The sequence below is a fragment of the Caniella muris genome, from assembly GCF_943193035.1.
GTDB lineage: Bacteria > Actinomycetota > Coriobacteriia > Coriobacteriales > Atopobiaceae > Granulimonas > Granulimonas faecalis.
On the sequence record NZ_CALPCK010000003.1, the window covers coordinates 87,509 to 105,344 of the forward strand.

Annotated in this window: 28 protein-coding genes; 27 read left to right on the forward strand and 1 reads right to left on the reverse strand. The window is 69.7% G+C overall.

Annotated features, from left to right (window positions below; translation table 11 throughout):
- Positions 1–8: 8 nt before the first annotated feature.
- The 18 genes from NFR49_RS09670 (at position 9) to NFR49_RS09755 (ending at position 10,165) form a co-directional block, all read left to right on the forward strand.
- Positions 9–383 carry a hypothetical protein gene (locus NFR49_RS09670; RefSeq protein WP_251159397.1) on the forward strand — a complete coding sequence of 125 codons (375 nt, stop codon included), beginning with the start codon at positions 9–11 and terminating at the stop codon, positions 381–383.
- A 183-nt stretch (positions 384–566) separates the two neighbouring features.
- On the forward strand, positions 567–971 hold the full coding sequence (locus NFR49_RS09675; protein WP_251159398.1) for a hypothetical protein: 405 nt from the start codon (positions 567–569) through the stop codon (positions 969–971).
- Between the two features lie 105 nt (positions 972–1,076).
- Positions 1,077–1,442 (forward strand): hypothetical protein, encoded by a 366-nt coding sequence (locus NFR49_RS09680; protein WP_251159399.1) that lies wholly within the window; start codon positions 1,077–1,079, stop codon positions 1,440–1,442.
- Positions 1,443–1,501: 59 nt separating this feature from the next.
- Positions 1,502–1,813: a hypothetical protein gene (locus tag NFR49_RS09685; protein WP_251159400.1), complete on the forward strand. Its 312-nt coding sequence runs from the start codon at positions 1,502–1,504 to the stop codon at positions 1,811–1,813.
- A gap of 69 nt (positions 1,814–1,882) precedes the next feature.
- A complete protein-coding gene (locus NFR49_RS09690) occupies positions 1,883–2,173 on the forward strand; it encodes a hypothetical protein (protein WP_251159401.1) in 291 nt (96 codons plus the stop codon).
- A gap of 311 nt (positions 2,174–2,484) precedes the next feature.
- Positions 2,485–3,225, forward strand: a complete 741-nt coding sequence (locus NFR49_RS09695; protein ID WP_251159402.1) for a hypothetical protein — start codon at positions 2,485–2,487, stop codon at positions 3,223–3,225.
- A 105-nt stretch (positions 3,226–3,330) separates the two neighbouring features.
- A complete protein-coding gene (locus NFR49_RS09700; RefSeq protein WP_251159403.1) occupies positions 3,331–3,714 on the forward strand; it encodes a hypothetical protein in 384 nt (127 codons plus the stop codon).
- 34 nt (positions 3,715–3,748) lie between these two features.
- Entirely contained in the window at positions 3,749–4,381 is a 633-nt protein-coding gene (locus NFR49_RS09705; RefSeq protein WP_251159404.1) for a DUF3846 domain-containing protein, read from the forward strand.
- Positions 4,382–4,411: 30 nt separating this feature from the next.
- Positions 4,412–4,615 carry a hypothetical protein gene (locus tag NFR49_RS09710; protein WP_251159405.1) on the forward strand — a complete coding sequence of 68 codons (204 nt, stop codon included), beginning with the start codon at positions 4,412–4,414 and terminating at the stop codon, positions 4,613–4,615.
- The gene (locus NFR49_RS09715) at positions 4,612–4,989 is read left to right on the forward strand and encodes a hypothetical protein (protein ID WP_251159406.1); all 378 of its coding nucleotides are present in this window, start codon (positions 4,612–4,614) and stop codon (positions 4,987–4,989) included. Before NFR49_RS09710 ends, NFR49_RS09715 begins: the two co-directional genes overlap by 4 nt.
- Positions 4,989–5,279, forward strand: a complete 291-nt coding sequence (locus NFR49_RS09720) for a hypothetical protein (protein ID WP_251159407.1) — start codon at positions 4,989–4,991, stop codon at positions 5,277–5,279. The genes NFR49_RS09715 and NFR49_RS09720 overlap by 1 nt, the downstream gene beginning before the upstream one ends.
- An 88-nt stretch (positions 5,280–5,367) precedes the next feature.
- Positions 5,368–5,757, forward strand: a complete 390-nt coding sequence (locus NFR49_RS09725) for a Fic family protein (protein ID WP_251159408.1) — start codon at positions 5,368–5,370, stop codon at positions 5,755–5,757.
- A 121-nt stretch (positions 5,758–5,878) separates the two neighbouring features.
- Complete coding sequence (locus NFR49_RS09730) at positions 5,879–6,922, forward strand: hypothetical protein (RefSeq protein ID WP_251159409.1); 1,044 nt, start codon at positions 5,879–5,881, stop codon at positions 6,920–6,922.
- Positions 6,923–7,492: 570 nt separating this feature from the next.
- The gene (locus NFR49_RS09735; protein WP_251159410.1) at positions 7,493–7,753 is read left to right on the forward strand and encodes a hypothetical protein; all 261 of its coding nucleotides are present in this window, start codon (positions 7,493–7,495) and stop codon (positions 7,751–7,753) included.
- Positions 7,746–8,021 carry a DUF4160 domain-containing protein gene (locus NFR49_RS09740; protein WP_251159411.1) on the forward strand — a complete coding sequence of 92 codons (276 nt, stop codon included), beginning with the start codon at positions 7,746–7,748 and terminating at the stop codon, positions 8,019–8,021. The genes NFR49_RS09735 and NFR49_RS09740 overlap by 8 nt, the downstream gene beginning before the upstream one ends.
- A 422-nt stretch (positions 8,022–8,443) precedes the next feature.
- Entirely contained in the window at positions 8,444–8,857 is a 414-nt protein-coding gene (locus tag NFR49_RS09745) for a hypothetical protein (RefSeq protein WP_251159412.1), read from the forward strand.
- Positions 8,854–9,159 carry a type II toxin-antitoxin system RelE family toxin gene (locus NFR49_RS09750; protein ID WP_251159413.1) on the forward strand — a complete coding sequence of 102 codons (306 nt, stop codon included), beginning with the start codon at positions 8,854–8,856 and terminating at the stop codon, positions 9,157–9,159. Before NFR49_RS09745 ends, NFR49_RS09750 begins: the two co-directional genes overlap by 4 nt.
- Positions 9,160–9,289: 130 nt before the next feature.
- Positions 9,290–10,165 carry a DNA adenine methylase gene (locus NFR49_RS09755; RefSeq protein ID WP_251159414.1) on the forward strand — a complete coding sequence of 292 codons (876 nt, stop codon included), beginning with the start codon at positions 9,290–9,292 and terminating at the stop codon, positions 10,163–10,165.
- 9 nt (positions 10,166–10,174) lie between these two features.
- On the opposite strand, the gene NFR49_RS09760 is transcribed toward NFR49_RS09755, so the two are convergent.
- A complete protein-coding gene (locus tag NFR49_RS09760) occupies positions 10,175–11,119 on the reverse strand; it encodes a hypothetical protein (RefSeq protein WP_251159415.1) in 945 nt (314 codons plus the stop codon).
- A 172-nt stretch (positions 11,120–11,291) separates the two neighbouring features.
- Here NFR49_RS09760 and NFR49_RS09765 point away from each other — a divergent pair, with 172 nt between their 5' ends.
- The 9 genes from NFR49_RS09765 to NFR49_RS09810 all read left to right on the forward strand — a co-directional run bounded on the left by NFR49_RS09765 (position 11,292) and on the right by NFR49_RS09810 (position 17,732).
- Positions 11,292–11,657, forward strand: coding sequence for a DUF4313 domain-containing protein (locus NFR49_RS09765; protein WP_251159416.1), 366 nt, complete (start codon positions 11,292–11,294; stop codon positions 11,655–11,657).
- A gap of 100 nt (positions 11,658–11,757) precedes the next feature.
- Positions 11,758–12,657 (forward strand): Fic family protein, encoded by a 900-nt coding sequence (locus NFR49_RS10190; protein WP_275557155.1) that lies wholly within the window; start codon positions 11,758–11,760, stop codon positions 12,655–12,657.
- 89 nt (positions 12,658–12,746) lie between these two features.
- Positions 12,747–13,061 carry a hypothetical protein gene (locus tag NFR49_RS09780; protein WP_251159483.1) on the forward strand — a complete coding sequence of 105 codons (315 nt, stop codon included), beginning with the start codon at positions 12,747–12,749 and terminating at the stop codon, positions 13,059–13,061.
- A 116-nt stretch (positions 13,062–13,177) separates the two neighbouring features.
- Positions 13,178–13,837, forward strand: a complete 660-nt coding sequence (locus NFR49_RS09785) for a hypothetical protein (RefSeq protein WP_251159417.1) — start codon at positions 13,178–13,180, stop codon at positions 13,835–13,837.
- A 27-nt stretch (positions 13,838–13,864) separates the two neighbouring features.
- Positions 13,865–14,428: a hypothetical protein gene (locus tag NFR49_RS09790; RefSeq protein WP_251159418.1), complete on the forward strand. Its 564-nt coding sequence runs from the start codon at positions 13,865–13,867 to the stop codon at positions 14,426–14,428.
- 123 nt (positions 14,429–14,551) lie between these two features.
- On the forward strand, positions 14,552–14,863 hold the full coding sequence (locus NFR49_RS09795; protein WP_251159419.1) for a helix-turn-helix domain-containing protein: 312 nt from the start codon (positions 14,552–14,554) through the stop codon (positions 14,861–14,863).
- Positions 14,835–15,995, forward strand: coding sequence for a type II toxin-antitoxin system HipA family toxin (locus tag NFR49_RS09800; RefSeq protein WP_251159420.1), 1,161 nt, complete (start codon positions 14,835–14,837; stop codon positions 15,993–15,995). The genes NFR49_RS09795 and NFR49_RS09800 overlap by 29 nt, the downstream gene beginning before the upstream one ends.
- A 172-nt stretch (positions 15,996–16,167) precedes the next feature.
- Positions 16,168–16,491 (forward strand): helix-turn-helix domain-containing protein, encoded by a 324-nt coding sequence (locus NFR49_RS09805; protein WP_168354093.1) that lies wholly within the window; start codon positions 16,168–16,170, stop codon positions 16,489–16,491.
- Positions 16,485–17,732, forward strand: a complete 1,248-nt coding sequence (locus tag NFR49_RS09810; RefSeq protein ID WP_251159421.1) for a HipA domain-containing protein — start codon at positions 16,485–16,487, stop codon at positions 17,730–17,732. The genes NFR49_RS09805 and NFR49_RS09810 overlap by 7 nt, the downstream gene beginning before the upstream one ends.
- The last annotated feature ends 104 nt before the right edge of the window (positions 17,733–17,836 follow it).

Below are 17,836 nucleotides of genomic sequence, written 5' to 3' on the forward strand. Positions count from 1 at the left end.
AGGAGACCATGGCCGAGACATTCGAGATCCGCCGCCGCGGGGCCGAGCCCGTGGTGCTTTCCGCGACCGACGCCGAGGCCGTCTGCGAGCTCGTGGACGAAGCCCGCTTCGCCGAGGAGGTGCACTGGCGCCTCACCGGGCGCTTCGGGGGCTCCTACGTCTTCGACGACCCCCTCACCTCCGAGGTCCGCTTCCTGATCGGGGAGGGCTGTGGAAGCCCCGACGACATCGTGGGGGAGGCCATGGCGGCATGGCTCGACCGCGATTGGGAGACCTCCCGAGAGGAGGCCCTGGAGCAGGCCTTCGAGGCCTGCCGCCGCTCCATGGCCCCGAAGCGCTCCGAGCACGTCCGCCGGGAGATGGCGGAGCTCGGGAGGTTCTAGGGCGCCGGCGGGGGGGGGACCCCCGCGGCCGCCCATACCGGCGAGGAGGCCTGACGGGCCTCACCGGGCGCACCGAAAACGACGGTTCCAGAGGGCCCCTTCCCGGACATCCGGGGAGGGGCCCTCGCCCATGGGACGGGACCTGCGACCGCACACAAAGACAAGCCACAGGGAGGTACCACCATGAACGAGATGGAAGCCGTGCAGCGCTTCGTCGACGGGTTCGACCGCTTTCCCGCGGCCCTCGTGGGTGAGAAGTTCACCGAAGGGTGGTACGAGGCGTGGGCCTTCGAGGGTCTCATGAACGTCGAGGACGCCGACGGCGAGGACGAGGTGGGCACCTACGGTGTCACCCACGAGCCCCTCTGGGGCACGTGGTTCATCCCGTGTGCCCCGGAGGCCGAGTGGATCGAGGAGCACAAGGAGGAGGTCGCCGACTGCGGCTTCACGCTCATCTACAACTCCGACGACCACGGACTCTTCGCCCTCGGGGTCGACGGTGCCGGCTACAGCTTCCTGATCAAGCACTTCCTGCCCCTCTACCGCGCCCGCGGCCTCCAGTGGCACGACACCGGCGAGGAGGCCTAACAGGCCTCACCGAGACACACCGAGACCCACCCCGGGGCGCCCCGCAGCCACATCCTGCAGGGCGCCCCGGCCGTCCGGGAACACGACGAGAACCCAGGAGGATCCATGGACCGCACCATCGACGCACCCACCGCCCCCGGGGGCCCTGCGAAACCCATCGGCAGGGACCTCCTGACAGCCATCGTGGACCACTTCGAAAAGGAGGCGCGCTATGTGGACACGGACACGCTGGAGCCCGGCGAGCCGGTCTTCCGCGTGAACGACGCCGGCTACTACGTCACCGAGGAGGAGTGGTACCGCGTCTGGGCCCTGGCCCCGGAGCCCTGGTGGGAGCGCGCCTGGATGATCACGGACAACGGCCAGTACGACTTCGACGAGGTGGCCGCCATGACGGTGGCCGAGGTGGAGGCCGCCTACGCAGACCCCCGCTTCGTCCCCGACGTGGCCTTCTACACCGAGGTGGAGGACTGATGCCGGGGGGCCGTCGTCCCTCGGCCATGGCAAGGGACAGACAAGGGAAGGAGACCCGAATGTCGAAGAACGCCCCGGGCACCGACCGCCTTATGAACACCGAGGTTTGCCCTGTGTGCGGCTCGGCCGACATCGTCGGCGAGCAGGTGGAGATCGAGGTCGACGTCGCCGTCCAGGACCTCTGTTGCACCTCCTGCGGGGCCGCCTGGTACGACACCTACGGGCTCTACGGCCGCTACGTCGACCGCCCCGCCGACCCCGCCGCCGCGGCCCGCCTCGAGGACCTGGCGAAAGATGCCGGGTCAAGGGTCTCGATGGACCCCGGCGGGGAGGGCTTCTGGATCGACTGCGGGGAGAAGGCCGGCGCCTGAGGGACCCTTGGGACGGCCTTCTACACTGAGCTGAGGTGGACGACGACTGGAGCCAGGAAGGGAGCGCCCATGGAGATCTCCGCGGGCATCAGGGCCATGGAGGACGAGGTCGAGGCCATGGTGGGAAAGATGGTCGGAAGGGCCCGGGAGCGCGTCTCCCTCGGGGACGACCCCGCCGACGCCGCCGCGGCGGCCGTCTCGGAGGTCGTCGGGGACCGTCCCGCCACCGACGTCTGCATCACCTACCTCGTGGGCTTCATAGGGCCCATGGACCTCTGCCGGCTCTTCCAGGAGGAAGTGCGGCCGTGTCTGGAGGACTATATCAGGGAGTCCCTCGATGAGGGGCCGGCGACGGGGTAGGGAGGCGTCGCGGGACCCTCGGCGGCCCCAGCCGGGGAGAATAAATCAGAATAAAACGGAATAGAGTAGAATAATACCTGCTAGAGGGGATGGTTCCGAGGGGAGGGGACCGAGATGGAGAGAAGGGGAGCACGGCACCCGCCGCGCAACCCCTTCACCCCCGCCGCCGGCGTCATGCCCCGGTACCGGGCCGGCCACGAGGCCGTCGTCCACGACCTCATCGAGGGCCTCGAGGAGGGCCCCGGGGCGCCTTGCGCGCATCAACGGCCATCCGGACACGGACAACCGACCACGACAGACAGGACACCACGATGGGCACCACCGTCATCTGCACCGAGACCGAGGCCAAGGCCTCCCACGAGTACAAGGACAGCACCTACGAGGCCATGTGCCGGTACCACGGCCTGACCTTCGAGGGTCCCGAGAAGGTGCCCACCCTCGCCACCGAGGACGATGCCGAGTGGTGGCAAGAGTACGAGCGTGTCGCCGAGGAGTGCCAGAAGGCCGCCGATGAGAGGGGCGTCGCCATGGACGACCTGGCGGACGAGCTCGGCGTCGACTGGTCCGACCCGGGCTTCGCCATAGACGAGATCGCGGAGGGGCTCGGGGTCTTGCGGATGTTCTCCCCTTGTAGGCGTCTCGACGTCTACCGAACCAGCCGGGTTGCCTTCGATTGTCTGTCCGACAGGGCCTTCGAGGCCTACGGGCGGTACCGCGAGCTTATGGAGAAGGCCATGGCCGTCCCCAACGACGAAGACTACAACCGCATCGAAAGGGCCTATGAGGTCTACAAGGAGCACCGCGAGCCCATGGGGAAGGCCGCGGCCGTCGCAGACGAGGAGGACCGCGAACTCCTTTCGGACTTCCACAGCTACCACAGCAACCTTTTGGAATACTACAGCTACCGCCTGGAGGCGGAGAGGGCCTACGGCCTGTGCGAGGGCATCTGCGTCGCCCTCGACACGGTCCGGGGACTGTCGATCGACGACGACGAGGACACCACCATGGACATCGTCCGTGACAGGTACGAGCGCATCCACGGCTCCAAGTAGAACCCCCCCGAGCACCCCTTAGAGGACAACCCCATAGACCGCCCCGGAAGGGCCCCGTCGGACGTGCGGCGGGGCCCTTCCGCGTAAATCCCCGAAGGAGGGCCCATGGACACCGCCGAGCGCGCCGCCGCCACCCCCATGGAGGAGGTCCCCCTGGGGCTCCCGGAGCCCCCCGCCGCCGACATCTCCGAATGCTTCTTCGACGAGGCCGCCGACGAGGCCTGGGGCACCTACCTCGCCGCCCTCGACAGGGCCTTCGAGGGTGCCCTCGCGGGGGGCGCCCTAGGGCTCCTGGTGAGGGCCCAGCGGCCCTCCGGGACCCTCCTGGAGACCCTCGTCACCCCGTCTTTGGAGACCCGGGGCGCCTGGCGCGTCTCCCGGGTGGCCGACGGGACCCCCCTGGGCCATGGCGAGGGCCTCGCCAAGGCCCAGGTCTTGGAGGAGCTCCGGGCGATCCCGGCCCCGGTGACCGCCACGGCCTTCGTCTAGAGAACCCCACCCGAGAAAACCGAGAGGAGACCCCATGAACACCTGCGACACCCGCCCTCTGCGCTACGTCGTCGTCCCCGTGGGGGCGGACCCCTACGTGACCGAGATCGACGGCGCCGACACCCTGGGCGCCCTGCAGGGGATCGTCGGCGGCCCCATCGAGGCCTGCGGCCACATCCTGGGCGACGAGCCCGCCGTCTACGTGAACGAGGAGGGCAAGATCGACGGCCTCCGTCCCAACCGGGCCGTCTACGCCACCAAGGAGCACGTGGTGGCCGGTTTCAGGAGCCCCGCCGACCCCTCCCGCCCCATCGCCGAGGGGGAGCTCCTGGACGTGGTCTTCGGTCCCATGGCCTGCATCGGCTTCGACCCGGAGACCGGCGCCTCGACATCGATCTCCGACGACGAGGTCGACCGCGTCATGGCCGCCTTCAGCGGCTGGAAGAGCTGGGTCTCGGGGGCCGTGGAGGCGGCCAAGCTCACCTGCGGCCCCGGCGAGGTGCTCGTGGCGGGCTCGCGCAAGGACGCCTCCGGGCAGGCAGAGTCTTTGGCCGTGGACGGCCGCGGCGCCTTCCACCTGGCCGTCCTCGACAAGGACACGGGGGTCCTGACGGCCCGGCCCCTGGCCGAGACCGAGGCCGGGGCATGGTGCGGCACCGGGTTCTGACCCGGTGCCTTGAAGCGAAAGGAGGCGCCCATGGCGCACATCGAGGGGTTCCCATACCTGGACGGCCGCGATGTGGACGGGTGCGTCGCCCGGGTGGCGGCCGGCACGCTCTCGCCCCTGGCCGCGGCCCTGCTCCTGGAAGAGGCCTGCGACCACCCGCTCACCGGTCGGGCCGAGAAGCGCCTGGCGGCGGCCCTTTGCGCCCTCGCGGGCGCCGGGAAGGAGGCGGCATGAACGACATCGAGGTCAGGCTTGCCGACGGCAGGACCGTCGCCCTCACGGAGAGCGAGGCGGAGGAGGTCTGCGAGGCGCTCTGTCGGAACCGGCTCGAGGGGGAGCTCGAGTACCGCCTCTGGGGCAAAGACAACGGCACCGTCGTCTTCGAGCCCCCCTACGACGAGCGGTCGGCCGAGGTGGCGAAGCTTGTGGAGCAGGGTTTGGTGGATCCCGCGGACATCGTCGAGAGCGCCCTGGCGATCCTCTGGGACACCGACTGGGAAACCTCGCTGGGCGCGGCCTTCGACATGGCCCTGGAAGAGGCCTGCGACCACCCGCCCACCGGCCGGGCCGAGAAGCGCCTGGCAGGGTCGGGGAGAGGGACGGCATGATGGGCACCGACAGACACACCGACACCGGAGGTAAGACCATGGGCGACACGACCCGCACGGCACCGGTCGCCGGCGACATCGCCGGCACCTTCTGCAGCTTCTCCCTGGACGAGGGCGGCTGCCTCGTCTTCGACGTCGGCCAGGGGCTGCGCCGGAACCTCCCCGGGCTCTCCCGGGAGGAGGCCCTGGCAAGCGTCGTGGACGCCTGGCTCGACGCCCACCCCTACGGATCGCACGCGGTGCCCGAGGTGCGTCGCATGGCGGCGAGGGTCCTCGACGGGGCGGCCTAGGGCTTTACCTCTGAGCTATGAAAGTGCACCAGAAGTAAAGCGTTCGTGCCCGAATCCGGGTGCCAGATAAAGCATGGGGGGGGTGTCGATGACCGACTGCAAACGGCGCCCGAACGTCGCTGGAGGCCGCGAGACCTGCGCCCCCGAGGACGTCCCCCGGGAGATGGGCCGGCTTCTGTCCGCATACAAGGCCAGAGACGAGGTCTCGTTCGCGGACGTCGTGGGGTTCCACCACGACCTCGAGCGCATCCATCCCTTCCAGGACGGCAACGGGCGCGTGGGCAGGCTCGCGGCCTTCAAGGAGTGCCTGCGCCACGGCCACATGCCGTTCCTCATCGAGGACTCCAAGAAGGCCTTCTACTACCGGGGCCTCGCCCGGTGGGAGTCGGAGCCGGGCTACCTGCTCGACACCTGCCTCGACAGCCAGGACTCGGTGGCCGCCCTCATGGGTGCCTTCCGGAACCCCCCTTGCGACTAGCTGTCCGACGGGGCCTTCGACAACGTGACGGACGTGTCCGGGGCCCCGGATTCCACACGACCCCACAGTGCGCCGCCGGGACCCACGGGGTCTCGGCGGCGCCGTAGTGAAAGGAGGGGCCATGAGCCCCTATCCCACCCGCACCCTCGGCGGAAGCCCCCGGGACGCCGCCCCGACCATCAGGGACCTCGACGGCCTCCTGGAGGTGGTCTCCTCCATGGAACGCGGGGTTCCGACAAGGGCCACGGTTGGTTCCGACGCCCTGACCGAAGGGGACCATATCGTCCTCCTGAAGGCCGCCACCTTCGTCAAGGGTGTCGACCTGGTCGAGATGTTCGACGACTCCGACTGGAAGCCCGTTCCGGTCGCCCTCGTTCACCTGGCGACCCTGTCCATCACGTCCATCCAGACCCCCTTCCCCCTGTACAGCGTCCTTAAGGGAGTGCCGACCACGTCCTCTGCCATCGAGGCAATGAAGGTCGCGGTGGCAGACGGTCTTTGTCCCGAGATCGCCGCGAAAACCGAGGCGCTCAAAGACTGCGTCGAGCCCGACGGTAGGACTGTCAGGTGGGCTTTCAGCGCCATGGTCAAGGAACGAATCTGGAACAAGGCAGACGACCGGCTCGGGGAGACCATACGCAGCTACGTGAGCAGGGCCGTCGAGCAACACGGATGGGGACGACGCGACATTCTCTGGTTCGCCCCCCTGTGCGTGGGCGACTCCGAGAGGGCCGTGGGGACCGTCCTCGACGACCTGCGTCTTCGCGATGACTTCGACAAGGCCGTATCCCGCATGGCCCTCGAGACGGCCGAGTGGGAGGCCGCCCGAAGGCAGCTCTCCGAGACACGGGAGGGGCGCCTCCAAGACCTCCGTTCGCTCTTCTACGGCCTAGACCGGGCCGGCAAGAGCTGTGTGGCGATGTTTCAAGGCGAGAGCGGGGAGGCTACGGTGCGAATGGGGACGCGTTCGATGTTGGACGCGGTCGTCAACGCCGGTCCAGACGCCGTCGATTGGCTCGGCTGTTCCTACTCCTACGGCGGGCCCACCACCGAGAAGGAGCGCGAGGCCCTGGATAACGCCCTCGACGACCCCTCCTGCGGCCTCGTCTCCATTGCCTTCCGCGGCAAGACCCTCTGGGAGGCCGAGAACGGCCCCCTTCGTTGATTGGCGGCGCACAAACCTACAGAATGCCGCCAGGGCCCCCACAGGACCCTGGCGGCGTCATCATGAGCGGCGAGGGCCCTGAGCGGCGTCTCTTAGCCCTCGATCCCCGCCGTTCGCGAAGAAGACCCGTCGGGTCGTTGCGGTCCGTCCGAGCTGCGACGATGATCGAGTCGAAAAGGTTCCCCTCTGCTGACAAGAACCCAAGGGGCTCTTTCTCCAGAAGAATAGGTCGAGGGGTCTGTGCGGGGTCGCGTGAGAGCGCGGCCCCGCACATTTTCGTTCGTACGCGACCGTGCCCGTCCCACGGCGGACGTTCGTGGCCGTGCCCGGGAACCTTTTCGGATGTCCGGGCACCTTTTCGAATGACCGGGCAGCTTTTCCGAATTTCCGGGCACTTTTTTCGATTATTCGGGCGGATTTTTCGAATACCTGTCGGAATACCTGTCGGGATGCCGCGGCCTAGGCCCTCTGGAGCACCCTCACGAGGGCCCCCTCCATGAGCCCGCGGGGGTGCCGGGGTGCTCCGCCGTGTCACAATGAAAGCGTTCGCCAAGAAGGATCGGAGGGACCGTGCTGTTCGAATACTGCAGGTTGGAGGACGACACCGTCGTCACCCACTCCGAGGAGCGCCCCGACGGGACCGTCCGCGTCCTGGTCGAGCGCCCCAGGGATTGGGGCTTCGACTCCGCCGAGTGCGAGCTGCCGTCCTTGGAATGGACCCTTGTCGACGGGTTCTGCGGCGACGGCCTCGAGAGGCTCCGGCGTTTCGTGCGCAACAACGCCCTCCTGATCATGAGGCTCGCCCGCGAGAAGACCCCCGCCCGTGCCTAGGGTGTTCGTCTTCGGCTCCTTCGTCATCTTCTTCTGGAGCAACGAGGGCGGCGAGCCGATCCACGTCCACGTCGCAGTGAAAAGGCCTGTGGAAGGCGCCACGAAGATCTGGCTGACCGCCGGCGGCGGTTGCACGGTCGCCTCGAACGGCTCGAGGATCTCCCCGAAGGACCTCCGGGACATCCAGGACTTCATCGTGGCGAACCACGACGAGATCTGTGAGCGATGGGCCGAGACCTTCGGCGAGACCCCCCGCTTCCTCTCCTAGGTCCTAGGGAACGACCGCGGACCCCCCCCGTCAGGCCCTCTGGAGCACCCTCACGAGGGCCCCCTCCATGAGCCGGGCCCGGGCCTCTGCCGAGGGGCCCCTCCGGGGGGGCCGGGTGGACCGTCCTTGCGGCCCCTGCGGCCCCGTCCGACAGGATCAGGCCCCAGCCGCGGCCGCGGGCCCCCTCGAGGACCCCGGGGGCGTCCGCGGGCGCCATGAGCCACCGGAAGCCCGCCCCCTCCAGGGCCTGGGCGCCGGGACCATGGCGGCCTCGCATCCGGAACATCGACGCCATGGAGCGGGCCTTGGGCGAATGCTATTCGCCCACATCCTCGGTCAGCCCGATTCCGTTGAATACGCATGGCAATTCGCAGTAGAATACAAAACGAGGTCTGCAAAGGAGGACGAACGGAGTGAGAGCCATGGCCACGATCGAGAACGGCGCACCTGTTGCCACCTCGACATCCCTTGAGGACCGGATCCCTGTGAGGAACGGGGAGCTTCTCTTCTCCAAGGACCAGATCGTCACCGCGACGGATGCCACGAGAAACTTCAGGCGCGTCCGGGAGCAGGCCAAGAATCGTCCCCAGTTCATCCAGGGCAGGACGGGGGAGATCGAGGTCGCCGTCCTGGACTTCTCCATGCTCCAGGACCTCATGGCCCAGATAGAGGAGCTGCGGATGGAACGCTTCTACGACGAGTGTGCCCAGCGCCTCGAGGATGTCGACGCAGGGCGCGACCGGGCCGTCCCCATCGAGGACGTTCTTGGCCGAGACTGGGAGCAAACCCTGACCATGGCCGGTGGCGCCTTGACCGACGAGGACCTTTTCGAATGAGCGGGCGTTTCGCGATCGAGTTCCTTCCAGGGGCTGCCAAGGACTACGGCAAGCTCGACAACTCCCAGCGCCTCATCGTCAACGCCGGGCTCGACAGGCTTCGCCACCGTGCCGACGAAGTGGGAAAACCCCTGCGGGGCGGCCTGGCCCCATGTCGGGAGCTCAAATTCCGATCGGACAACCTGAGGCTCGTGTACAGAATCAGAAACGGAGTCGTAGAGGTGGTCGAGGTGGTGGCCATCGGCCCCAGGGACGGTGGCAGGGTGTTTCTCACGGCGGAGCGAAGGCTCAAGGGGCCATAGACCGCAAAACCCCTCCGGTACCGCGCGACCAAGGCCCTCCCGGCGCAGCCCCGGGAGGGCCTTTTTTCGTGCGGGGTCGCCCCCGCGCCGGAGGCGCGGGCGGCGGGGGCCGCAGGGGAGAGGAGGACCGATGCCTGTCACCAAGACACCCCTGCGCTACCCCGGCGGCAAGAGCCGGCTGTTCCCCCTCATGGCCCGCCTCCTCGCCGCCAACGGCCTCACGGGCGGCACCTGGGCGGAGCCCTTCTGCGGCGGGGCGGGCCTCGCCATGGCCCTCCTGCTCGAGGGCTGCGTGTCCCGGGTGGTGCTCGCCGACGCCGACCCGGCCGTGGCCGCCTTCTGGCAGGCCGTGAGGGAGCGCCCCGAGGACCTCTGCGCCTTCATCGGCCGGGTGGACCTGGACCTGGACACGTGGCGAAGGTGCCACGACCTCTGGGCCGGGGCCGCGGAGCCCTCCTTCGGGCTCGCCTGCGCCTGCCTGTTCCTGTCCCGGACGAACAGGGCGGGAATCCTGGGCGCGAGGCCCATGGGGGGCATGGGCCAGACCGGTCCCTGGGCCCTGTCCGACCGTTTCAATCGGCAGGACCTCGAGGCGAAGGTGCGCTCCATCGCCGCCCTCGCCGACCGCATCGAGGTGCGGTGGTGCGACGCGACGGCCTTCATGGCCGAGGTCGCACCGACCCTCGGCCCCGACGCGGTCTGCTACCTCGACCCGCCCTACGTGGCCGCCGGCCCCGGCCTCTACCGCCGGAGCCTCTCCGAGGGCGACCACAGGGCCCTCGCGGAGGCCCTGGGGCGCCACAGGGGCCCATGGGCGCTCTCCTACGACGCCTGCCCCCTGGTCGACGAGCTGTACGGGCCCTATGGGCCCATGAGCGTCCCTGCCACCTACACCGCCCAGAGGAAGAGGGCCGTCGAAGAGCGCCTCGTCCTCGCCGGCGGCCTCAGGGCCTTCAAGGACGGCCTCGGCAAGGCCTTCGTGGAGGACGCCGTCGCACCTCTCTGACAGCCCCTCTCACACCCTCCTGAGGCACCTCATGAGGGCCCCCTCGAGGAGGTCGGTGCGCCCCCCTGCGTCGGCCCTCCGGCGGCGCCCCCGGGTGACCTCGGTCACGGTCCCGGCGGAGACATCGCAGACCGTGAGGCCCCATCCGGAGGGCCTCGCCGACGCCGCGGCGGGCGCTTCCGCGGCGTCTACGCAGAGCCACGCGAAATCCACCCCGGCAGGGGCCTTGGGCACCACCGCCGACGGGAACCCGGGGTCGGCCACGGCGGCGAACCACAGGAGGTCGATCCCCGCAGGGGTGCCGTCGAGGTCTTCCAGGGTGGCCTGCCTGAGGCAGTCTGTGGCCACGAGGGTTGACGCCGAGTGCCTGCCGGAGGTCTCCGGGAAGGCCTGCCAGAGGAACCTTCGGGAGGGGTCGGAAGACGTCGCCCCGAGGGCCTCCGGCGAGAGGGCCCAGAGCAGCTCCTCGGGCAGGTGCCCAGAAGGCGCCGAGGTGCCCGCCCGGGGGCGCCCGCGGTCCCTCAGGCCGGCCCCGGCGGCCGCCATCCGGCGGACCTCCGAAAGCGTCGTGTCGCCTGAGACGAGGGAGCCCATGAGGCGATCGAAGGCCTCGGGGCGCCCGGCGGAGACCCTTCGGGCCTCCGCCACGGCGGTGGCCGAGACCGGGGCTGCCGAGAGCTCCGGGCAAGGCCTGCCGGCGGCCAGGGACCGCTCCCGGAAGGCCTCGTAGGAGCGCCCGGCGGCAAGGACCCGGTTGAGGTAGTTCACGGACACCCTCGACCTGTCCCCGAAGGACCTCATCCAGGAGGCGAGGGAGCGGTAGGAGTCGAGCCAGAGGCGCTCCTCGGCCACCTCCGACACCAGGCGGTAGACACGGGTCCACCCCATGGAGGCGTCCGACAGGCTCCCCTCGATCTCGCGCTCCACCTCGCGGAGCCTCTCCAACCGACCCATGGCACCTCCAGAAAATATCACCCGGGTGATATTTATCCCCACAGTGATCATACACCGGGATCGCCGAGGGACCCGCGCCGGGGAGGCGCGGGCGGGAGGGGGCGCGAGCGGTACGGGGTGAGGCCCCGGCACCGCGGCCAAGGAAGCAAAGAAACAACGTAGAGGAGACGCCATGGCGAACACCGATGAGACCCGCCCGACCCCCATCGTCATCGACTTCCTGGGTGAACCCACGGAGCTCTACCTGACGGTGGAGGAGTATTACTTCGGAGGAACCTACGTCGGTGCCGTGGAGGCGGATACCGGGGAGCCCTTCTGCGACGTCACCGTGAACCTCGGCGGGATGCCCGATGTGGACGGCGCCATGGCCTACATCGACACCAACGGCTGTTCCAAAGCGCTCCGGGAGCGCCTCGGGGAGCTCGGGCTGTATCGCCCCACGGGCATCGAGGAGAAGAGCGGCTTCTGCACCTACCCCCTGGTCCGGCTGGACCTGAAGGCCATGGAGCCCTACCGGGTCTGTGACGGGGTCCTCTGACGGCGGAGACGCCAGGATTTCCCGGATGGGCCGAAAAACCGCACTTCCCGGGGATAACCGGTACCATGGCGCCAAAGGCGGCGGTGGAAGGGGGTGCGCCTTGGCCTTCGAAAGGGCCCTCGCGGTCTCCGACGGGATGGTCCGGTCCATGGTCTCCATAGGCCGGCTCGTCGGCCGGGCCGAGGCGGCGGGCCTCGCGGAGCCTGAGCCGGCGGTGCGGCGGCGCGCCCGGGCGAGGGCCGTCCACGCCTCCCTGGCCCTGGGCGGAGGCACCCTGTCCGAGGGGCAGGTGGCCGCCCTGGCCTGGGGCCGCGCCGCGGCCGGTCCGGACCCGGACGCCCTCGGGGTCGAGAACGTCTGCAGGGCCTACGCCGCCCTGCCGGGGCTCGCGCCCCACTCCGCAGAGGACCTCCTCTGGGCCCACGGCACCCTCACGGGCCGGCCCGTGGGGGAGGTGCCGGAGGGGGTCTCTGACCTCCTCTCCTGGATCGGGCATACGACGGCCCACCCCCTGGTGGCGGCCTGCGTCGCCCACTGCGAGATCCTGTGCACCCGCCCCTTCGCCGAGGGCGACGGGGCCCTGGCCAGGCTCTGGCAGACGGCGGTCCTGTGCCGGTGGAGCGGCGTCTTCACCTACCTCCCCGTGGAGTCCGAGGTCTGGGGGCGCGAGGAGGGCTACCGCCGGGCCCTGGGGGTAGCCGGGGTCACGGGGGGCGCCGCACCGTTCGTGGCGTTCATGCTCGACGCCATAGGGGCGTCCCTGTCCCGGGCGGTGGCAGGCCGGGGCCTGGCGCCCCTGGACCGGGAAGGCCCCCGGGCGCTGCAGGGGCGCCTCCTGGCCCTCTTCAGGGACCGGCCGGACCTGTCCCTCGCCCAGGCGGCCCGGGCCCTGGGCGCGACCGTGAGGCAGGTCGAGCGGTGCGCCTCCAGGCTCAAGGCCGAGGGGCGCCTAAGGCGGGTGGGGCCCCGCCACGGGGGACACTGGGAGACCCTCCCCTAGGTGCTGACGCGCACCGGGGATGCAGGTCCTTCCGGGCGACCCGCAGGCACGCCACCCGAAACCAAGCACATCACCCGAAGGGAGATCCCATGGACGACATCGAGACGGGCGGCCGCCGCCCCTGGGCCAGGCGCTGTCGGGCCCTTCTCCAGTGCCCCCTGGTGAAGGCCGTCGACGCCTCCCTCATGGCCTGGGCCAGGCGCCACCCGGTCCTTCTCCAGTGCCTCATGGCCGCCACGCTCCTCGTGATCATCCCAGCATATCTCTTGCTGTTCTTCTCCTTCCTCGTGGACCCCATGACCGCGATCTACGGGGACGGCGTGGCGCAGCGCCCGCTGGCCCTCACGGCATTGATCGGGAGCGGGACGGGCCTCGCGCTGGCTTGGATCAACTTGCGAGCCTGAGCCATGGACGGAGCTCTCCCGGACCCCGGCGAGCCCTCCTCGGACGAGCCGGAGGACCGCCACGGGACCGTCCCTAAGTGGTCCTAGAGGACCGCCCTACGGAAGAAAGGTCCCCCATGGACATACCCATCCGCGAGATCATCTCCAAGGGGTCCGGCTGGTCGGACCACACGGAGGTGGAGAACGCCCGCTTCCTGCTCCTGTACGTGGCGAAGTTCGACGACGGCCTCAAGGCCCACTCCGAGCGCGTGGCTGCCGCCGTCGAGAGGGCCTGGGGCCCCGCGGACACCGGTCCCATCTCGGCCGCCCTGCTCCACGACCTGGTGGAGGACTCCGAGGTCACCCTGGACGACATCTCCCTCGGGTTCTCACCGGCTCTGGCCGCCTCCGTGGACGCCCTCACCCGCAGGGAGGGGGAGGGCTACACCGCCTACATCGACCGCGTGGCCAAGGACCCCGTGGCGAGCCTCGTGAAGACGGCCGACCTCCAGGACCATCTCGACCCCCGGTTCGAGGGGACCCTGCCGTCGGAGTCCTACCGAAGGCGCTGTGCGCGGGCCCTCGCCCGCCTCACGGCCGCCGACGTCCTGCTCTCCCAGACGCTCCACAAGGCGGGGGCCGACGGCCTGGTGGACACCGACGCGGGGTGCGGCTGCGCCATCGGGGACCTCTTCCCGTGCCGGTGCCCGAACCTCACCGGCTGCGTGGCGGCCGTGAGACGGGAGGGCCCCGAGGGCCCCAGCTTCGTCCCCCTGACCCAAGACAACGACCCCTAACGACCGACCCCCAGAAAGGAGCCCGCCATGGGAACCGAACTCGTCGCCGTCGACTGCACCATCCTCGGCGAGGCCCACCGCATCGTCGTCTGCCCGAGGGTCCAGGCGTCCAGCCTGGAGGGCCCCTTCGACTGCATCCTCATGACCGGCCCGGACTCCGACCCCATCGAGGTGCCCGCGGGCGCCGCCCGCCACCTGGAGCTCCTGTTCGACGACGTGGAGGACGGGGAGCACGCCTCCTGGGGCCGCCCCTTGGAGCCCATGGGGAAGGACCAGGCGATGGCCGTGGCCGACTTCGTCTGGGACGGCGCCTTGGCCATGGACCTCGCCGGCCTCGTCGTCGTGGCCTGCGACGGCGGCGTCAGCCGCAGTGCCGGGGTGGCCGCCGGCGTCCTCGCGGCCACCGGCAACGACGACTCCGAGATCTTCCGGAGGAAGTGCCCGAACTCGACCTGCCGGCGCCTCGTCATGGAGGCCATGGCGGAGCGCCTCGAGGACGACTGGAACCTGCGCACCATGGTCTCGGAGGCCATGGGCACGGTATCCCTTCCCGAGGGGGAGTTCGAGGAGCTTTGCGGGCTCCTCGACTAGGATGTGGCCCGCCTCTACCTGGCACTGCGCTGCCATTACCGCTAGAAATCTAGCGCTTCTGGTAGAATAATCCCAGATAAGCGCAACGCTACCGCTAAGAAACCAGCGATTCTGGAGTCCATGATGGCCACACCGCTCGAGATCATATCCGGAACGGCGACGCCCAAAAGGACCCTCGAGGCCCTCGGCTCCCGTGTCCGGGCACGGCGGTCCGCCCTCGGCCTCACCCAAGAGCAGCTGGCGGAGCGCAGCGGCGTCTCGGTGGCCACCCTGCGGAACCTCGAGCACCGCGGCAGGGCCACCCTGAAGACGGTCGTGGAGGTGGCCCGGGCCCTGGGCTGCGACAGCGACCTGGACGCCCTGTTCGCCAAGCCCGCGTACCGGACCATCGAGGAGGTGGTCGCCGATGGCACGGAGGGGAAACCCCGTCGCTGAGGCCCCGAAGACCGTTTCCGTCTCCCTGGAGGGGTCGCGGGTCGGTACGGCGGCCATGACACCCGACGGCCTCATGGCCTTCTCGTACGCCCCCTCCTGGATCGAGGAGGGGTTCTCGATCAGCCCCTTCAGCCTCCCGCTGGCCCCGGGGGTCCGGGTCGCCTCGCCGGACCCCCTGGAAGGCGTGTTCGGCGTCATCGACGACGCGATGCCGGACGGGTGGGGGAGGCTCCTGCTGGACAGGTCCCTGAGGATGCAGGGCGTGGACCCGAGGTCCGTCGGGGTGCTCGAGAGGCTCTGCCTCGTGGGCGACGGCGCCATGGGGGCCCTCTCGTTCGAACCGAGCCGGGAGTTGGCCGACACCATGGTCGCCGACATCGGCGACCTCGACCGTTTCCTGGGGGAGTGCCGCCGGATCCTCGACGACGAGCCCTTGGAGGACCCGGCCGACGTCGACAGGCTCAGGGTCCTCGCCGGCTCCTCCGGGGGCGACCGACCCAAGGCCCTCGTCTCCATCGAAGGCGACCCGTGGATCGTCAAGTTCCCCACGGGGCAGGACGGACCGTCTGCGGGGGTCGAGGAGTATGCCTATATGGCCTGTGCCGCGGAATGCGGCCTGGACGTCCCCGAGACGCGTCTGCCCCCGTCGGAGGTGTGCCCCGGTTATTTCGCGGTCCGCCGTTTCGACCGCACGCCCGGTGGGGGACGGGTCCACATGGTGAGCGCCGGCGGCCTTCTCGAGGTCTCCCACCGGATCCCTGTCCTCGACTACGAGAACCTGTTCCAGCTGACCGACGCCCTCCGGTGCCCGGCGGGGGACCGCCTGCGGCTCTTCCGCCTGATGTGCTTCAACGTGTTCTCGGGAAACCTCGACGACCACGCGAAGAACTTCTCGTACCTGTGCCGCGAAGGTGCCTGGGAGCTGGCACCCGCCTACGACCTCACCCCCTCATGGAGGGCCTACGGCACCCGGGAGAGGGCCTGCACGGTGGCCGGGAAGGGCTCGGGAATCACCGTGTCCGACCTCGTGTCCGTGGCGGAGCCCTTCGACGTCCCGTGCGGCGACCTCGCTGCCGAGGCGGAGGCGATCCGGAGGGCGGTCCGGACGCTCAGGGGGACCGTCGGGTCCTAGACAGCGAAGCGGACGACGGGTGCGCCCCCGAAGGGCCCCGGGATCATCTCCCGGGGCCCTTCTCTCGTCGCAGGCCGCCGACCCCTCCCTTGATGCCCCTCCCGATGTGCAATATCATGCCCATGGAGACTTGTGCATGATATTGCACATCCAGCACGGACGGAGGTGTCCCATGGCCTTCAGATTGGCCCTGGCGATAGGGCTCGCCGTGAGGGAGGCCAGGGAGGAGCAGGGCCTCACCCAGGCCCGGCTGGCCGAGCTCGCCGGCGTCTCCCGTCGGCGCATCCTCGACCTCGAGGCGGGCCGGGCGGACGGGATGGCGATGGACAAGGCCGACCGCATCCTCAAGGCCCTGGGGCTCGCCGTGACCGTCGGGGCCGACGAGGGAGGACCTGCGGGCCCCACCATCCAGGAGCTTCGCGCCCGACGGCAGCAGGCACGCAGCGAGGCGATCGCCAGGATGCTCGAGGCGTCCGAGAAGGGAGCGCCATGGTAGCCAAGGCCCTCACCGCATGGCTCTACGGCACCCCCACGGCCGTCGTGGACCGCGACGGGCACGGCCTCATGAGACTCCGGTACGCCCCGGGCTACGACGGCATGCCGCTTTCGGTGCGCCTGCCCGTAAGGACGCCGCCTTACCTCGAGAAGGACCTGAAGCCCTTCCTTGCCGGGCTCCTGCCGGACGACCGAGAGGCGAGGGCGGCCATGGGCGAGGGCGAGGGGGTCGGCCCCGGAAACGTCATGGGGCTCCTGTCCCTCATGGGAAGGGACTGCCCGGGGGCCGTCTCCTTCCTCGGCGTGGGCGAGGGCCCGGTTCCGAGGGCGTCCGACTACGTCGAGGTCGACGAGGGCGTCCTGGGACTCCGTCTCTCCGAGCTCATGGACGGGGGCGAGGCGTCCTGGCAGGCGAGGGCGGAGCACTGGTCCCTCGGGGGGTTCCAGCCGAAAATCGCCCTCGCCCGCTTCGACGGACGCTGGTACTCCTGCGAGGGCGACGCGGCCACGACCCACATCCTTAAGCCGGGAATCAAGGGCATGGCCTTCCAGTCCCTGGTCGAGCACGTGACCATGAGGGCATGCGCCCTCATGGGCGTCGAGGTCGCGAACACCGAGTACCTCGACGGGCTCGGTGCCGTCTGCATCGAGAGGTTCGACCGGGTCGTCCGGAGGCCCTTCGATGTCGTCCGGATCCACCAGGAGGACCTCTGCCAGGCGTGCGGGATCCTGCCGGAGAACAAGTACACGGAGAACGGGGGCCCCGGGGCCCCGGACATCGCCGCCGCCATAGACCGGTTCAGCGACGACCCGGACACGGACAAGAAAGCCTTCTTCCTCATGGCCGTCGCGAACCACCTGCTGGGGGCGCCCGACGGCCACGCCAAGAACTTCTCCCTCCTGGAGTATCCCGACGGAGGGGTCCGCCTGGCCCCGATGTACGACTGCGCGTCCGGGCTTCCCTACGACGGAGCGAGGGACCGCAGGGTCGCCATGGGCATAGGGGGCGTGAGCGCGGTGGGACGCCTGGGCATCGGGGCGGTGACGCGTATGGCCAAGGCGTGCGACCTGAACGGTGACTGGTGTGTCGCGAAGGTGGCCGACCTCTCGAAGGGGCTCCCCGATGCCGTCGCAACGGCCCTGGACGAGGTCTCCGGCGTGGGCGGGGCCGAGGAGCTTCGCATCCGCCTCTTGGACCCGGTCGGATCCGTGTGCGAGGCCACACTGGCGAGACTTCGCTAGGACCGGCTCCAATGTGCAACATCCTGCACAATCGTGTAAGTTACGCCGATAACTTACACGATAGCCGGGAAAGGTGGCCGAAAGTCCCCCCTTGCGGGCAGGAG

Bases quoted from the DNA above. Each gene is read 5' to 3' on its own strand.
- NFR49_RS09765 (WP_251159416.1), top strand. From the start codon at position 11,292: ATGGCGAACACCGATGAGACCCGCCCGACCCCCATCGTCATCGACTTC.
- NFR49_RS09795 (WP_251159419.1), top strand. From the start codon at position 14,552: ATGGCCACACCGCTCGAGATCATATCCGGAACGGCGACGCCCAAAAGG.
- NFR49_RS09690 (WP_251159401.1), top strand. From the start codon at position 1,883: ATGGAGATCTCCGCGGGCATCAGGGCCATGGAGGACGAGGTCGAGGCC.
- NFR49_RS09705 (WP_251159404.1), top strand. From the start codon at position 3,749: ATGAACACCTGCGACACCCGCCCTCTGCGCTACGTCGTCGTCCCCGTG.
- NFR49_RS09730 (WP_251159409.1), top strand. From the start codon at position 5,879: ATGAGCCCCTATCCCACCCGCACCCTCGGCGGAAGCCCCCGGGACGCC.
- NFR49_RS09720 (WP_251159407.1), top strand. From the start codon at position 4,989: ATGGGCACCGACAGACACACCGACACCGGAGGTAAGACCATGGGCGAC.
- NFR49_RS09680 (WP_251159399.1), top strand. From the start codon at position 1,077: ATGGACCGCACCATCGACGCACCCACCGCCCCCGGGGGCCCTGCGAAA.
- NFR49_RS09725 (WP_251159408.1), top strand. From the start codon at position 5,368: ATGACCGACTGCAAACGGCGCCCGAACGTCGCTGGAGGCCGCGAGACC.
- NFR49_RS09700 (WP_251159403.1), top strand. From the start codon at position 3,331: ATGGACACCGCCGAGCGCGCCGCCGCCACCCCCATGGAGGAGGTCCCC.
- NFR49_RS09755 (WP_251159414.1), top strand. From the start codon at position 9,290: ATGCCTGTCACCAAGACACCCCTGCGCTACCCCGGCGGCAAGAGCCGG.
- NFR49_RS09790 (WP_251159418.1), top strand. From the start codon at position 13,865: ATGGGAACCGAACTCGTCGCCGTCGACTGCACCATCCTCGGCGAGGCC.
- NFR49_RS09780 (WP_251159483.1), top strand. From the start codon at position 12,747: ATGGACGACATCGAGACGGGCGGCCGCCGCCCCTGGGCCAGGCGCTGT.
- NFR49_RS09695 (WP_251159402.1), top strand. From the start codon at position 2,485: ATGGGCACCACCGTCATCTGCACCGAGACCGAGGCCAAGGCCTCCCAC.
- NFR49_RS09670 (WP_251159397.1), top strand. From the start codon at position 9: ATGGCCGAGACATTCGAGATCCGCCGCCGCGGGGCCGAGCCCGTGGTG.
- NFR49_RS09760 (WP_251159415.1), bottom strand. From the start codon at position 11,119: ATGGGTCGGTTGGAGAGGCTCCGCGAGGTGGAGCGCGAGATCGAGGGG.
- NFR49_RS09745 (WP_251159412.1), top strand. From the start codon at position 8,444: ATGGCCACGATCGAGAACGGCGCACCTGTTGCCACCTCGACATCCCTT.
- NFR49_RS09710 (WP_251159405.1), top strand. From the start codon at position 4,412: ATGGCGCACATCGAGGGGTTCCCATACCTGGACGGCCGCGATGTGGAC.
- NFR49_RS09715 (WP_251159406.1), top strand. From the start codon at position 4,612: ATGAACGACATCGAGGTCAGGCTTGCCGACGGCAGGACCGTCGCCCTC.
- NFR49_RS09810 (WP_251159421.1), top strand. From the start codon at position 16,485: ATGGTAGCCAAGGCCCTCACCGCATGGCTCTACGGCACCCCCACGGCC.
- NFR49_RS09805 (WP_168354093.1), top strand. From the start codon at position 16,168: ATGGCCTTCAGATTGGCCCTGGCGATAGGGCTCGCCGTGAGGGAGGCC.
- NFR49_RS09675 (WP_251159398.1), top strand. From the start codon at position 567: ATGAACGAGATGGAAGCCGTGCAGCGCTTCGTCGACGGGTTCGACCGC.
- NFR49_RS09750 (WP_251159413.1), top strand. From the start codon at position 8,854: ATGAGCGGGCGTTTCGCGATCGAGTTCCTTCCAGGGGCTGCCAAGGAC.
- NFR49_RS09800 (WP_251159420.1), top strand. From the start codon at position 14,835: ATGGCACGGAGGGGAAACCCCGTCGCTGAGGCCCCGAAGACCGTTTCC.
- NFR49_RS09685 (WP_251159400.1), top strand. From the start codon at position 1,502: ATGTCGAAGAACGCCCCGGGCACCGACCGCCTTATGAACACCGAGGTT.
- NFR49_RS09785 (WP_251159417.1), top strand. From the start codon at position 13,178: ATGGACATACCCATCCGCGAGATCATCTCCAAGGGGTCCGGCTGGTCG.